Annotated in this window: 14 protein-coding genes; 5 read left to right on the top strand and 9 right to left on the bottom strand. The window is 47.4% G+C overall.

Annotated elements, in window-relative coordinates; all coding sequences use genetic code 11:
- Positions 1–79 precede the first annotated feature (79 nt).
- From MJ770_RS00540 to gyrA, 8 genes are all read right to left on the bottom strand, one after another.
- On the bottom strand, positions 80–370 hold the full coding sequence (locus tag MJ770_RS00540) for a DUF3892 domain-containing protein (RefSeq protein WP_239249333.1): 291 nt from the start codon (positions 368–370) through the stop codon (positions 80–82).
- A gap of 173 nt (positions 371–543) precedes the next feature.
- On the bottom strand, positions 544–1,425 hold the full coding sequence (locus MJ770_RS00545; RefSeq protein ID WP_239249335.1) for a prephenate dehydrogenase: 882 nt from the start codon (positions 1,423–1,425) through the stop codon (positions 544–546).
- A 27-nt stretch (positions 1,426–1,452) separates the two neighbouring features.
- Positions 1,453–2,469 carry a 3-deoxy-7-phosphoheptulonate synthase gene (gene aroF / locus MJ770_RS00550; protein WP_239249337.1) on the bottom strand — a complete coding sequence of 339 codons (1,017 nt, stop codon included), beginning with the start codon at positions 2,467–2,469 and terminating at the stop codon, positions 1,453–1,455.
- Positions 2,466–3,596 carry a histidinol-phosphate transaminase gene (hisC, locus tag MJ770_RS00555; RefSeq protein WP_239249339.1) on the bottom strand — a complete coding sequence of 377 codons (1,131 nt, stop codon included), beginning with the start codon at positions 3,594–3,596 and terminating at the stop codon, positions 2,466–2,468. The genes aroF and hisC overlap by 4 nt, the downstream gene beginning before the upstream one ends.
- Positions 3,597–3,726: 130 nt before the next feature.
- On the bottom strand, positions 3,727–4,794 hold the full coding sequence (gene pheA / locus MJ770_RS00560; protein WP_239249341.1) for a prephenate dehydratase: 1,068 nt from the start codon (positions 4,792–4,794) through the stop codon (positions 3,727–3,729).
- A gap of 20 nt (positions 4,795–4,814) precedes the next feature.
- Complete coding sequence (locus MJ770_RS00565) at positions 4,815–5,999, bottom strand: phosphoglycerate dehydrogenase (protein WP_239249343.1); 1,185 nt, start codon at positions 5,997–5,999, stop codon at positions 4,815–4,817.
- Positions 5,992–7,074, bottom strand: coding sequence for a 3-phosphoserine/phosphohydroxythreonine transaminase (serC, locus tag MJ770_RS00570; RefSeq protein ID WP_239249345.1), 1,083 nt, complete (start codon positions 7,072–7,074; stop codon positions 5,992–5,994). Before serC ends, MJ770_RS00565 begins: the two co-directional genes overlap by 8 nt.
- A 14-nt stretch (positions 7,075–7,088) precedes the next feature.
- Complete coding sequence (gene gyrA / locus MJ770_RS00575) at positions 7,089–9,668, bottom strand: DNA gyrase subunit A (protein ID WP_239249347.1); 2,580 nt, start codon at positions 9,666–9,668, stop codon at positions 7,089–7,091.
- 181 nt (positions 9,669–9,849) lie between these two features.
- On the opposite strand from gyrA, the gene ubiG reads away from it, so the two are divergent.
- From ubiG to MJ770_RS00590, 3 genes are all read left to right on the top strand, one after another.
- Positions 9,850–10,545 carry a bifunctional 2-polyprenyl-6-hydroxyphenol methylase/3-demethylubiquinol 3-O-methyltransferase UbiG gene (ubiG, locus tag MJ770_RS00580; protein ID WP_239249349.1) on the top strand — a complete coding sequence of 232 codons (696 nt, stop codon included), beginning with the start codon at positions 9,850–9,852 and terminating at the stop codon, positions 10,543–10,545.
- Complete coding sequence (locus tag MJ770_RS00585) at positions 10,538–11,191, top strand: HAD-IA family hydrolase (protein WP_239249351.1); 654 nt, start codon at positions 10,538–10,540, stop codon at positions 11,189–11,191. Before ubiG ends, MJ770_RS00585 begins: the two co-directional genes overlap by 8 nt.
- A gap of 198 nt (positions 11,192–11,389) precedes the next feature.
- Complete coding sequence (locus MJ770_RS00590; RefSeq protein ID WP_239249353.1) at positions 11,390–11,953, top strand: DUF1499 domain-containing protein; 564 nt, start codon at positions 11,390–11,392, stop codon at positions 11,951–11,953.
- On the opposite strand, the gene MJ770_RS00595 is transcribed toward MJ770_RS00590, so the two are convergent.
- The gene (locus tag MJ770_RS00595) at positions 11,874–12,074 is read right to left on the bottom strand and encodes a DUF2905 domain-containing protein (protein WP_239249355.1); all 201 of its coding nucleotides are present in this window, start codon (positions 12,072–12,074) and stop codon (positions 11,874–11,876) included. The two genes, MJ770_RS00590 and MJ770_RS00595, sit on opposite strands and share 80 nt — an antisense overlap.
- Before the next feature lie 506 nt (positions 12,075–12,580).
- On the opposite strand from MJ770_RS00595, the gene MJ770_RS00600 reads away from it, so the two are divergent.
- Complete coding sequence (locus tag MJ770_RS00600; protein ID WP_239249357.1) at positions 12,581–13,435, top strand: SH3 domain-containing protein; 855 nt, start codon at positions 12,581–12,583, stop codon at positions 13,433–13,435.
- 145 nt (positions 13,436–13,580) lie between these two features.
- On the top strand, positions 13,581–14,399 hold the full coding sequence (locus tag MJ770_RS00605) for an HDOD domain-containing protein (RefSeq protein WP_239249359.1): 819 nt from the start codon (positions 13,581–13,583) through the stop codon (positions 14,397–14,399).
- Positions 14,400–14,423: the final 24 nt, after the last annotated feature.

The following is a 14,423-nucleotide window of genomic DNA, read 5'->3' on the forward strand; positions in this document are numbered from 1 at the left end:
CCACTCTATTCATACTGAACAACTAGCTACATTTCCAACTTTCATTATAAAGGCATGACTACCACCTTAAAATAGAAATCTATTTATCTGGCGGACATTCGCGTAAGCTAAGTAAATTATATGGCTGTTCCAAATCGTGATCCGTTTTTAAGTACTTATACCCAAGTGAGCTGGTAGCGACAACTAACCAAAATGGATGTCCCGCCACAAGAGTGGTAAATCGCCACTTACCAATTGAAATACCCTCAATTGCCTCTTCCACAGAAAGTTGCCAACGGACTCCATTAGCATCTACTCCACCAATAAATTTAATGCGCTCATGCGCAAGTTTACTGTCACTCTTTCTAATACAGGAAACTCGTAAATCCATCCTTTTCTCCTTATAGTCATCTATTTAAGACGGTATTGATTAGGACACCTCTAAAAATTAGTCATTCTAGCGAAGGCGGAAATGACGTAAATTTAATTTTTAGAGATGCCCTACACTAAATTCATTACTCCCTCCCTCATCCTAAAAATCAAAAAGACTAGAATATTTTAAATTTATTGTGGAGACCAATTAATACGTAGCGCACTGGCAATACTGAATATTTCTTCCATCTTGTCACCATCTGCTTCCGCAAGCGCATTATGCAAAGTTTCCAGTTCTTTCATGTAGCGGCCCATTTCGATCAACAATGCATCACGGTTGGCCAGACAAATATCGCGCCACATTTCCGGCGAGCTGGCTGCGATTCGAGTAAAATCACGGAAACCACTAGCTGCAAAAGAAAGTAACAAATCACGGTTTTCGCGTAGTGCCAAATCATGCACCAATGCAAATGAAAGCAAGTGCGGCATATGACTGACAGCAGCAAACACTTCATCATGCTGTTTCGGCGTTAGTTCGCTTACCAGCGCGCCACACAACTCCCATGCCAATCTTACGCGCGATACAGTATCAGCGGAGTTTTCCGGTAACGGAGTCAGTATTACTTTTTTGTTTTGATACAGATCAGCTCGCGCCGCGAGTGCGCCGCTTTGCTCGCTACCTGCAATAGGGTGTGCCGGTATGAAGCGGGCGATATGTGCGGCCAAATGTTTATAAGCATGACCGACAACATCGCACTTAGTACTGCCGCCATCAATAATGATTGTATGAGCACCCAGATGGGGCGCAATGCGAGCCATTATGTCGGCCATCTGGCCCACGGGCGTGGCCAGCAATATTAGATCGGCATCACCTAACTCTGTCGCAAAATCAGAACCGCTGCGATTGATTATACCAAGTTGTTGTGCCTGTGCTAGTGTTCGCTCGCTGCGTCCGAAACCAACTACTTCCTCCACCGCATTCACTCGCCGCAAAGCTAGCGCAAACGAACCGCCGATGAGGCCAACGCCGAAAACAACAATCTTGCGAAACAATGGTTTTGTCACGACTTTCATCACTTTTCTTGCTAGCGTGAGAAAGGATTAAAGTGTGCGTCCAATCGCTGTGGCGATTCCGCCCAACACACCCATCATCTTCTTCAACTCTTGCGGTGTCAGCGCCTGATCGGCATCGCACCATGCCTCACTGGGAGTTGGATGCATCTCAACTAGCAGTCCATCTGCCCCCGCCGCAATTGCTGCCTGTGATAGCGCCGCAACCATCCATGCCTTGCCACCTGCGTGTGAAGGATCGACAATTATTGGCAGATGAGTTTCTCTTTTGATTACTGGAATAGCGGTCACGTCAAGTACGTTGCGGTAATAGGTTTCAAAAGTACGGATACCACGCTCGCAGAATATAATATTATGGTTGCCGCCGGCCGCGATGTATTCTGCCGCCATTAGCCATTCGGAAATGGTAGCCGACATACCGCGTTTGAGAATGACTGGTTTGTTGATACGACCCACTTCTTTGAGCAGATCGAAATTCTGCATGTTGCGGGTGCCGATCTGAATAACGTCGACGTCATTTTCCAAAAAGGTGTCTAGCATGCGGACATCCATTAGCTCAGTCACAATTGGCAGCTTGAATTTGCTGGCTGCCTGACGGAACATATCCAGTCCCTCAATACCCTTGCCTTGAAAAGCATAAGGGCTGGTGCGAGGCTTAAATGCCCCGCCACGCATCAAACGGCAACCTGCTTCGCTCACATACTGGGCGGACAAATCCATTTGCTGCTGAGTTTCTACTGAGCACGGGCCAGCAATAACTTGGATTTGCTTGCCACCCAGCTGGATACCGCCAATGTCAATCACCGTATTTGTGGGATGAGATTCGCGCGACACAATTTTATATTGTTTGACTATATGCATCGCCGATTCCACCCCGGGCAGCGGGGTAAACATTTCTTCAGTTAATTTACGCTCATCACCGATGGCGCCGATTACTGTGCGTTCAATACCTCGGGAAATATTGGCGTCCAGCCCTGCATCCTTGAGTTTTGTTACCACTACGCTAATTTGAGCGTCAGTCACATCCTTGTTCATTACAATAATCACGCTGTTTCTCCTAATGCCTGCGTCAGCGCAGACAAAAATTTCTCATTTTCACTTTCCAGACCAATGCTCACACGCAAATAATCTGGCATATCGTAATTGGCAATCGGCCGCACAATCACCCCCAGTTCAAGTAGGCGACGGTACATTTGACCAGCCCCATTTTCCCCACTTTGGGTTGAATTCGTAATATGACAACATACGAAGTTCCCATAAGAGGGAATATACTTCAGTCCTAATCGCGCTAATCCTTGTGTAATCTGTTCCATGCCAGCCTGGTTCAATTCACAAGTCTTCCTTACAAATGCCTCGTCTTGTAACGCAGCCACAGCTGCAGCCTGCGCTACGCTGTTAACATTGAACGGCTGTCGTACTCGGTTCAACATATCCGTCACCGACTCGCCTGCTAATGCATAACCAACACGTAAACCGGCCAAACCATACGCCTTGGAGAAAGTACGGGAAATGATCAAATTGGGAAATTCACGCAACCAGCTCACACTGTCGTAACGCAAATTTTGCGGCAGATATTCGTTGTACGCCTCATCAAGTACCACTAACACCTGGGGCGGCACTGCACGCAGAAAATTCAACAAATCCGTTGCACCTAGAAAAGTACCCGTTGGATTATTCGGGTTAGCGATGAACACCATTTTTACCTTATGCTGCACAGCAGCCTGCAGCATTGCAGAAAGATCGTGGCCAAACTCTTTTGTGGCTGGCACGCTGATGCCCGTAGCCCCCGCCGCTTGCGTAGCCAGCGCATACACCGCAAAAGCATGATCAGCGTAAACCACTTTGTCGCCTGGCGAGAGAAAAGCGCGTGCGGCCAGTTCCAACAAATCATTTGAACCATTTCCCAGCACAATGCATGCATTCTCTATTTTGTATCGTTCGGATAATGCATTTTTCAGCTCAAAACAACTGCCATCTGGATAACGTGCTATATCGTTAATTGCAGCACTCATAGCAGCCATGGCGAGGGGGCTGGTGCCAAGGGGGTTTTCATTGGATGCCAGTTTTACGATGCCACTGATACCGAGCTCGCGCTCCAGTTCAGCAATCGGTTTGCCAGGCTGATAGGGCGCTATTGCGCGGATATAAGGAGCGGCTAACTCACTGTAGTTCATTTAAAACCTTAGATAATTTTAATTCCATTATTCCCGAAGATGCAGGTGCCCTGTCATTCATAGATATTATTGACAGAGCTAAATTTTGTTTTTCCGACAATAACAATATTTTTATATTTTACAAACGGTTTTATACAGTAGCTGGGTATGAACCTAGCGTTTTTACGAATGCGGCGATCTGCTTTAATTCGACCAGTGCGGCCACCACTTTGGGCTCATGCTGATGGCCTTCAATATCCATATAGAACATATACTCCCACATGCCAGAACGCGCCGGCCGTGATTCCAGCTTGGTCATGCTGACATCATTTTTTGCCAGCGGCGCCAGCAATTCGTATACCGCGCCTGGGCGATTAGGCGCGGACATAACCAATGAGGTCTTATCCTTACCGGATGGTGCAACATCCTGATTTCCGATGACTAAAAAACGCGTGGTATTGCGCGGGTCATCTTCAATATTTTGAGCCAATAATGGAATATCGTAATTTTTTGCAGCCTTTGCACTTGCGATTGCCGCACTATCAGCCTGCTGTTCCAAAGCCAGAAGAATCGCCTGCGCATTGCTGCCAACTGGCACGCGCTCGGCATTAGGCAAATTCGAATTCAGCCAGACTTGGCACTGCCCCAAAGATTGAGAATGCGAAAATACTTTATTAATAACCGAAATATCAGTTGCTTGTGACATCAAACATTGATGTACCGGCAGCATCACTTCTCCACACACTTTGAGCTGGCTTTGTAACAATAAATCTAATGTGCGTCCAATGGCACCCTCAGTTGAGTTCTCCACCGGCACCACCCCATAATTTGCCTCGCCACTTTCTACAGTTTGAAAAACTTCATCTATCGAAACGCACGGCTTGCTAAGTACTGCATGTCCAAAACGCTTCTCTACTGCTTCTTGACTGAAAGTTCCACTTGGCCCCAAGAAAGCAACACATAGCTGCGACTCTAATGCACGGCAGTGAGACATGACTTCGGTAAATAATTGCGTGATACTTTGACTCGGCAACGGACCGGGATTATTACTAACCATGTGCCGCAATATCTGCGCCTCGCGCTCAGGTCGCAGCACTGCATTTTTACCCTTATAATGACCGATTTGCTTTGCCAGCGACGCGCGCTGGTTGAATAAATTGAGCAAATTCTCGTCAATTAAGTCGATTTGTTCACGATATTTCTTGAGCTCATCTTTCATTGCTCAGACATCCATATTGCTTAAGCATCTAAATGCAAATCGCGCACCATGAGCACACCTGGAATGGCAGCAATCTGCGCGATCATTTCAGGAGGTGTAGCGATATCTGTGTCAACCAGTGTGTAAGCCATCTCTCCACGTGATTTATTTATCATATTGTGGATATTAACGCCGGCTCCGGCCAAGGCGGTTGAAATCTGTCCCAACATATTCGGCACGTTGGCATTAGCGATGGCGATACGGAAAGATGATTCACGTGGCATATTAACAGTAGGAAAATTTACCGCATTGTTCAAGTTGCCATGCTCCAAATAGTCACGCACTTCTTTCGCCACCATTACCGCACAGTTATCTTCCGCCTCTTGCGTAGAAGCACCCAGATGAGGCAGGGCAATCACTGCTGGATGGCCTTGCGTTTTCTGCATAGGAAAATCGCAAACATAGTTTTGAATTCGTTTGGCGGCAATTCCCGCCAGCACTGCGTCTTCATCGACGATGCCATCACGCGCAAAGTTCAGTAACACACTTCCTCGCTTCATCGCTTGTACGCGCTGCTCATTAATCAAACCGCGTGTAGCATCCAGCAAGGGGATGTGCAGGGTAACAAAATCACTTTGCTTAAGCAGCTCTTCTATGCTGTGCGCTTTCTTAACCCGAGAAGACAGTCCCCATGCTCCTTCCACGGTAATTTCAGGGTCGAATCCAACCACTTTCATGCCCATACCAATGGCGGCATCCGCTACCAGACGACCTATGGCACCTAAACCAATAATCCCCAAGGTACGGCCATTCAATTCGATACCTGCATAATTTTTTTTGCCATCCTCGACCAGCTTATGCATCGTGGCATTATCACCCTTCAAATTGGAGGTGAAATGATGCGCAGCAATCAATTTGCGTGATGCCAGCAGCATACCCGCGATGACCAACTCCTTCACGGCGTTGGCATTGGCACCCGCAGCGTTAAAAACTGGCACACCTCGCGCACTCATTTTTTTTATAGGTACATTATTAGTGCCTGCACCCGCGCGGGCGATGGCTTTAACACTAGTTGGAATATCCATCTCCAGCATATTCTGCGAACGCACCAGGATTGCATCAGGTTCTGTGATGTCGTTGCCAACAACATAGTTTGTAGCGGGCAAGCAGGCAAGCCCAACCGTAGAAATTTTATTTAATGTCAGTACCTTAAAAGTCTTAGCCATGTTTATTTTCAAAATGTGTTATAAAATCAACCAAAGCCTGCACGCCTTCCAGCGGCATAGCATTGTAAATGGAAGCGCGCATGCCACCGACAGAGCGATGTCCTTTCAGTTGCAATAGGCCGTTCGAATCCGCCTGTTTTAGAAACTCGCCATCCAGACTGGCATCTTTCAGGGTGAATGGCACGTTCATGCGTGAACGATCCGACTTGACCACTGGGCAATTATAAAAACCATTGCTAGCATCGATAGCCTGATATAGCAAATTTGATTTTCTGATATTGGTCTGCTCCATCTGCGCCAATCCACCATTGCGCTTGAGCCACTGGAATACCAACCCAGCCACGTAAATTCCGTAAGTGGGTGGCGTGTTATACATTGAATCATTGTCAGCATGAATCTTGTAATCCAGCATAGAGGGCGTGTTCGGTGAAGCATTACCAATCAGGTCATCGCGCACGATAACAATACATAACCCAGCCGGACCAATATTTTTCTGCGCGCCAGCATAAATCAGACCATATTTAGATACATCAAACTGGCGCGATAATATGTTAGATGACATGTCTGCCACCAAAGGTATTTCACCTGTTTCCGGAACCCAATTAAATTCGACTCCGCCTATCGTCTCATTCGACGTGTAATGCAAGTAGGCTGCATTCGGGTCACACTGCCAAGTATCAAACGACGGCACATAAGAAAAATTCTTGTCCGCGCCGCTAGCCACAATATTTACATTACTAAATTTTTTCGCTTCGGCTATTGCTTTTTTGGACCATTCACCGGTATAAACGTAATTTGCTGAAGTCTTACCACGTAACAAATTCAGTGGGATCATGGAAAATTGCAAACTCGCCCCGCCTTGCAGGAATAACACCTTGTAATTAGAGGGAATCACGAGTAGATCACGTAAATCGCTTTCCGCCGCAGCGGCAATACTCATAAACTCCTTGCCGCGGTGACTCATTTCCATAACTGCCATGCCACTGTCATGCCAGTCCAGCATCTCTTCCCGTGCCTGTTGCAACACCTCATGCGGTAATACTGCGGGACCTGCGCTGAAATTATAAATTGTCATAGTTTTCCTATTTTTTAATCGGTTTGGATTAAAGGAGAAAGATCTTCCGGCTCTGGATCGGCAATACGGCTCAAACCCGCCAGCTTGTCGTCTTTGCCTAGATTAATTAGTGTCACGCCCTGCGTAGAACGACTCATTTCACGGATTTCATTGACTCGAGTGCGGATTAGTACGCCATTAGTTCCAATCAACATAATTTCATCTTCCTCGTTTACCAAAGTAGCCGCTACCACCTTACCATTCCGGGCAGAAGCCTGAATTGCAATCATGCCCTGAGTCCCCCGGCCATGGCGTGTATATTCTGAAATTGGCGTGCGCTTGCCGTAGCCATTCTCGGTCGCAGTCAATACCGCTTGGCTTTCATCGCTAGCCACCAAGAGTGCAATTACGCATTGCTTCGCAGCCAGCTTCATGCCACGCACACCGCGCGACACTCGGCCCATGGAACGTACATCGTTTTCGTCGAAACGTACCGCTTTGCCTCCATTAGAAAACAACATTACGTCATGCTTGCCATCAGTCAAAGCTACACCGATCAAATAATCACCTTCATCCAATTTAATAGCGATGATGCCGGCCTTACGCGGGTTGGCGAAATCAGACAACGCAGTCTTCTTCACCGTGCCCATGGCGGTAGCAAAGAATACATATTGATCTTCCGAGAACTCTTTTACCGGCAGAATCGCGTTGATCTTCTCGCCACTTTCCAGCGGCAACAGATTAACGATTGGCCGACCGCGGGCGGTACGAGCACCCTGAGGTACGTCGTATACCTTGATCCAGTACACTTGACCACGACTGGAAAAACACAGAATATAATCGTGCGTGTTGGCGATAAACAGGCTATCTACAAAGTCGTCCTCTTTAGGCGGCGCAGCCTGCTTTCCACGACCACCGCGTTTCTGCGCCACGTATTCCGCTAACGGCTGCGCTTTCATGTAACCGCCATGCGACATCGTAACCACCACGTCCTCCGGGGTGATCAGGTCTTCCATGCTCATATCATGAGTATGAGTGATGATTTCGCTACGGCGCTTGTCTCCGTATTGAGCTTTAATGGCAACCAACTCGTCAACGATAATTTGCGTTACGCGCTCTGGCTTGGCCAGAATATCAAGCAAATCGATAATCTTGTCCATCACGTCGCGATATTCGTTGACAATTTTATCTTGCTCCAGCCCGGTTAAACGCTGCAAGCGTAATTCCAGAATAGCTTGTGCTTGCACGTCCGAAAGTCGATACGCGCGCAACTCGCCCTGTCCTGACATACCAAATTCCGGCTCCAAATTTTCCGGACGGGAAGCATCGCTAACTCGGCTCAACAATTCCTCGACCAGTGTAGATCGCCATGTCCGTGACATAAGACCCTGCTTGGCTATCGCGGGACTCGCGGCCGCTTTAATCAACGCAATGATTTCATCTACGTTGGAGAGTGCGACTGCCAAACCTTCCAGAATATGGCCACGATCCCGCGCCTTGCGCAAATCAAATATCGTACGCCGCGTTACAACTTCTCGCCGATGGCGCAGGAATGCATCCAGGAACTGCTTCAAATTCAGCAATTTAGGTTGGCCGTCGATCAAGGCCACCATATTCATGCCAAAACTGTCTTGCAGCTGCGTCATTTTAAACAATTGATTGAGTATTATTTCCGGCATTTCATTGCGCTTTAGTTCAATCACAGCGCGCATTCCAGATTTATCCGATTCGTCGCGAATTTCGGAAATCCCCTCAATTTTCTTCTCTCGCACCAGCTCGCCAATTTTTATTAACAAGTTGGCTTTATTCACTTGATAAGGCAACTCATCAATAATAATAGCTTGGCGATTATTCCCCTTTTCGATATTTTCGAAATGAGTGCGCGCACGCATTACAACTCGCCCGCGCCCGGTTCGGTAACCTTCCTTTACGCCTGCTAAACCATATATAAAACCCGCAGTTGGAAAGTCTGGCGCTGGTATATATTCTATCAATTGCTCAATATCCAGATCAGGGGCTTGCAGTAGTGCCAGACAGGCATCAATCACCTCGCCGAGATTGTGCGGCGGAATATTAGTCGCCATACCCACGGCAATCCCGGTTGAACCATTGACCAACAGATTGGGAAAGCGCGCCGGAAACACCAACGGCTCATGCTCGGAACCATCGTAATTAGGTCCGAAATCAACGGTTTCCTTGTCCAAATCAGCCAGCAGCTCATGCGCAATTCGCGCCATGCGAATTTCGGTATAACGCATCGCCGCTGCGTTATCGCCATCCACTGAACCAAAGTTACCCTGACCATCGACCAAAGGATAACGCAGCGAAAATGTCTGCGCCATACGAACGATAGTGTCGTACACCGCTGTATCGCCATGCGGATGGTATTTACCTATCACGTCGCCCACAATACGCGCCGACTTTTTGTAGGACTTGTTCCAGTCGTTGGATAGTTCATGCATGGAAAACAGCGCTCGGCGATGCACCGGTTTAAGGCCATCACGCACGTCAGGCAAAGCGCGCCCAACAATCACGCTCATTGCATAGTCAAGATACGACTTGCGCATCTCATCCTCAAGACTAACTACCAGAATCTCTTTAGCAAATTGTTCCATAGGTATAGCGGATACACTAGTTTTTCTTGTAAAACAATCTGTAAGTTTAACATGGCCACCTCAAGCGAGACAAAACATAATTTCTTTGCTGCATATAACCTGAAATTAAGCCGCTTGATTAACTGGCGGTTCAAGGCAAGTTTTGATACATTCCCCATTTCACCCCGAATATGAGCACATCATGACAAATGCTGACCCCATTGAACTGGAAAAATTTAGTCAGCTCGCCCATAACTGGTGGGATACCAACGGTGAATTCAAGCCCCTACATGAAATCAACCCACTACGTTTGAACTATATCAACGGTATTGCGGCCCTGACCGGAAAGACTGTGCTGGATGTCGGCTGTGGCGGCGGCATCCTGTCGGAAAGCATGGCCGCGCTTGGCGCACAGGTAACAGGCATTGATCTGAGCGAAAAAGCGCTGCAAATTGCCAGACTACACTTGCTGGAAAGTGGCCAACAAGTAGACTACCGCAAAATCGCCGTAGAAAATCTGGCGGCAGAACAGCCAGCCCACTACGATGTAGTTACTTGCATGGAATTACTCGAACATGTGCCAGACCCTTCCAGCACTGTGAATGCCTGCGCGCGACTAGCTAAGCCGGGGGGTCATGTGTTTTTTTCCACTCTAAATCGCAACCCAAAATCCTATCTGTTCGCGGTGATTGGCGCGGAATACTTACTTCATTTGCTGCCGCGTGGCACGCACGATTATGCTAAATTTATTAAACCGTCCGAACTCGCACAATTTTGCCGCAATGCAGGGCTTAATATTAGCGACATTAGTGGCATGAATTACCACCCCCTCCATAAAACTTACTCACTCAGCCAGAATACTGACGTTAACTACCTGCTCGCCTGTCGTCGTGACTAGTGCCATCCTGTTTGATCTAGACGGCACTTTCGCTGACACAGCACCCGATTTGGGCGCCGCGCTTAACCACCTGCGCACCCTCCATGACAGGCCACCCATGGCATTGGAAACGATTCGCCCACAAGCTTCGCATGGTTCTCTTGGCTTGCTGAAACTGGGTTTTAACATTGAACCAGATGCGCCAAATTATGCGGACTTGCGCAATGCCTTCTTGGATTATTATGCTAGCCATATTTGCGTTCACACCACCCTGTTCCCAGGAATGGCGGAACTGATCGATATACTGGAGCAACGTGGCCTACCTTGGGGTATCGTCACTAACAAACCCCACCGCTTCACCATGCCATTGATGCAAGCACTGGGCTATGCGCAGCGCGCTTCATGCCTTATCAGTGGTGACACATGTGCGCGTGCCAAGCCCTTCCCGGATTCGCTACTGAAGGCCAGTGAATTGCTTAATATCGCGCCACAGCTATGCCTGTATCTTGGTGATGACAAACGTGATGCGGATGCAGCGCAAGCTGCCGGGATGCGCTGCATCATCGCCCGCTATGGCTACATCGGCTCTCCGGAGGAATTATCCAGGTGGCCTGCAGAAGGCGAAATTGATAGACCATCCCAGCTATTAAAATATCTAACATATTGAAAAATATATCTATCGTATGTAGTCAGTACAGGTATCACGAATAGATGAAACCATTACTGTAATAGGCTTAGCAAATAGCAAACCAGGAAAAGTTCAACTCTCATTATCTTGACACTTGTCGACTTTACTGTAATAGCCGTTACAGTAATAACAATCATTGCAATGACTATAACCATATGAATTTTTATTAACTACCTCATGATCAAAATCATCCGAAGAATTACCATCTTACTGTTCACACTCACGATAGTTACAATCATTGCAGGTCAGGCTGGCTTATTCAATGGAAAACGCCCAACCGATCTTGGCCTGCATGATGGCAAACTGAAAGCACCACTTGCTAAATCATTCAATAGCATCTCCAGCCAAGCTGCACAACATCCGCACAGTGACTACCACATCATTGCTCCGCTAACATATCAAGGTGACGGTAAAGCTGCCTTTGTCAAATTGACTAATATAGTGCGCAATATGAACAACACAACAGTGATTGTCGCAGAACCCACTTATTTATACGCCGAATTTCGGAGCAGTCTAATGAAGTTCACCGATGACGTAGAGTTTGCGCTAGATGACCAGGCTGGCGTCATTAACATGCGCTCTGCGTCACGCCTGGGCAAGAAAGATTTTGGCACGAACAGAAAGAGACTGGAAGCAATTCGTGCAGCTTTTGAAAGCGGATCTACTTTCGCCACCACCAGAGCAACAGAGTCAGCAGCAACGACACCAACAGGCTGGTCATCAATGGAAAGTGGAAGCTGAAGTTCTCGCGTGTAACGGAGATATCGCCGGGCAAACGTCCGAAAGGGAGCCTGGAAAGCCATGGCCAGAGAAGACCTATAACCAGTAGTGCAACGCCCAGAATGATAAGAATGCGCTGCATCGTCTACTCCAGTAACATACACATCGGGCCATTTTCAACCTGACAGTGTACAAACTCATTAAGTATCATAGGATTAATAGCTCGATCAGTCAGCTTTTGAGGTCGTGATAGAAATTTTCGTGCGGGTACGTGAATGGTCTTGACTCATTTCGTCTTCTCCCTGCAACAACTCAATATTATCTTGTACTAACTGACGGACTCTAAACGGTGACCAGCAACGGACGAGGGTATAATCACACGGGACGAGGCAATTAAACACCCCGTATATTCTCTCTCAATTTGACGACCATGTGGGAAATTTGCAGCCTATTCATCACCCGCTCGCCTGACATTCCGATCACTCAACGGATTAAAGCAATGAGCCCGCAAATCAACTGGCTGCGATAAGCATACGACCGTCCTAATAAATTCGCTATTGGTTAACCACAATTTGCTAATTCAAAGAAATTATTTAACCGCTTGTGCATCATAATGGAATCTGCGTTAAAACAAGTAATTTTGACCGCATGAAAATGTACGCTGTGGTACGGTTGTACCACATTTTAGGGGAAGACAAAGTGGCAAGATTGCAGATACTGTCATACACATTATTGAGCTTGCTCAAAATTAGGGCGCGTCACATCCTATGCGGAACAGTTATTGCACTTCTATATTTGAGCATGACGGGGTGCACCCTCCCGAAGCCGATCCCGGCAAACTCAATCCCAGCAGCCATAATCCCGCCGCAAGATCTTTACGAAGTGCAACAACGTAAAATCGAACGTCTGGAGCAACTGTTGGCGGAAAAAGAAGAACAGATCCGAAACCTGAACCTACGCCAGCAAAACCAGGCCAAAGCATTACAGGAATCCACCAGTAAAGTCACCCGTGACCAAGTGAGACTACGACGTCTCGCCACACAACCCAGTGCTGCCTCATCAATAGCGGAAGCAGAGGTAGCGATGGTAAGTTTAAAGTCATCTCAGGCCACAACGCCCGAACGAACACTGCAGGCGCAGAGGCTCCTTAATGCCGCCACGGCGTCTTACGCCAAAGGAAACTATGGCGCAGCCATGGACCACTCCGCACAGGCACGAGAATTCATCGAGATGGTGATGAGTAACCACACACGCAAGGCATCTGGACCTCACCTTACTAGGGTATTCTTCAATGTCCCCATTCCTTTACGCGCCAAGAGCAACGTCAATCTGCGGCAAAGACCTTTCAGCAAGGCGACTAAGCTTGCCACACTAAAAAAAAATTCCGCGCTGACTGCACAGGCCTATCAGGGTGACTGGCTACAAGTTCAAGCCAGCGATTTGTTTTCTGGATGGGTACTAAACACACTTATGGAAGTGCGGGAGGAAGACCTTAATCAATAAGCCTTACAATGTCGCTTAACATAATAATATATATTCAATTGCATAGCTGACACAGCAGTGCAAACTACTTGAGGGCACCTCTAAAGATTCAATCCGGCTTGTCGAAGTATCCAATAGGTTAGAAATGATACGTAAAGGAGCCGTTATGCAACATCATCAAATGCGGGAATTGACAACATGGGTCGATTTTCTCAGTCAAGTCGATATCCCCGTATTGAAAAAAACCGCTCGCAATCTGTCTGCTTTACGCCAGGATGAAAAAAACCTTAGCGCGCGTGGCGTTGCCAATATTATCAGGCACGACCCCATGATGACCGTCAAGCTGCTTCGCCATCTGCAACACAAAAAGCGCCCCAGTCAAGAACATGAAGTAATACAGGTGGATCAAGCATTAATGATGTTAGGTATCGACATATTTTTTGAAAAAGTGCCCGCAGAACCGCTGGTAGAAACAGTGCTCAACGGGCAGACGGATGCCCTTAGCTGCTTGTTGAGATTGACGCACCGTTCAAACCGTGCATCTGATTTCGCTGTTGATTGGGCGGTACACTTGAGTGACTTGCATCTGGAAGAAATACGGATCGCTGCGTTGTTATTCGATATTACCGAACTACTAATGTGGTGTTTTGCGCCTGAAGATATGCTAAAAATTCGTGCCCTGCAGCGACAAGATAAAACATTACGTAGCAATATTGCTCAAGAACAGGTGTTAGGCTTTACATTGTTTTGTTTGCAATCAGCATTGGCATTTAAATGGTCACTACCCAAGTTGCTGATCACACTTATGGATGGCGAAAGTACCGATCAACAGCGTGTGCGCAACGTCTTTCTTGCCGTCAATCTTGCGCACCACTCTGCCAATGGCTGGGACGATGCTGCTCTGCCCGATGACTATATAGATATTGGCAATCTTTTGCATATGGATCCGGAAGAAGTGAAGGTTATGATCGGTGCGCCAGTGTAGATTCAGGAGCCTATGACGAACTGC

Source organism: Candidatus Nitrotoga sp. M5, from assembly GCF_927904885.1.
Taxonomy (GTDB): Bacteria; Pseudomonadota; Gammaproteobacteria; order Burkholderiales; family Gallionellaceae; genus Nitrotoga.

Bases quoted from the DNA above. Each gene is read 5' to 3' on its own strand.
- MJ770_RS00545 (WP_239249335.1), bottom strand. From the start codon at position 1,425: ATGAAAGTCGTGACAAAACCATTGTTTCGCAAGATTGTTGTTTTCGGC.
- MJ770_RS00595 (WP_239249355.1), bottom strand. From the start codon at position 12,074: ATGCAGCGCATTCTTATCATTCTGGGCGTTGCACTACTGGTTATAGGT.
- MJ770_RS00565 (WP_239249343.1), bottom strand. From the start codon at position 5,999: ATGGCTAAGACTTTTAAGGTACTGACATTAAATAAAATTTCTACGGTT.
- gyrA (WP_239249347.1), bottom strand. From the start codon at position 9,668: ATGGAACAATTTGCTAAAGAGATTCTGGTAGTTAGTCTTGAGGATGAG.
- ubiG (WP_239249349.1), top strand. From the start codon at position 9,850: ATGACAAATGCTGACCCCATTGAACTGGAAAAATTTAGTCAGCTCGCC.
- MJ770_RS00600 (WP_239249357.1), top strand. From the start codon at position 12,581: ATGAAAATGTACGCTGTGGTACGGTTGTACCACATTTTAGGGGAAGAC.
- MJ770_RS00540 (WP_239249333.1), bottom strand. From the start codon at position 370: ATGGATTTACGAGTTTCCTGTATTAGAAAGAGTGACAGTAAACTTGCG.
- MJ770_RS00605 (WP_239249359.1), top strand. From the start codon at position 13,581: ATGCAACATCATCAAATGCGGGAATTGACAACATGGGTCGATTTTCTC.
- pheA (WP_239249341.1), bottom strand. From the start codon at position 4,794: ATGAAAGATGAGCTCAAGAAATATCGTGAACAAATCGACTTAATTGAC.
- MJ770_RS00590 (WP_239249353.1), top strand. From the start codon at position 11,390: ATGATCAAAATCATCCGAAGAATTACCATCTTACTGTTCACACTCACG.
- serC (WP_239249345.1), bottom strand. From the start codon at position 7,074: ATGACAATTTATAATTTCAGCGCAGGTCCCGCAGTATTACCGCATGAG.
- hisC (WP_239249339.1), bottom strand. From the start codon at position 3,596: ATGAACTACAGTGAGTTAGCCGCTCCTTATATCCGCGCAATAGCGCCC.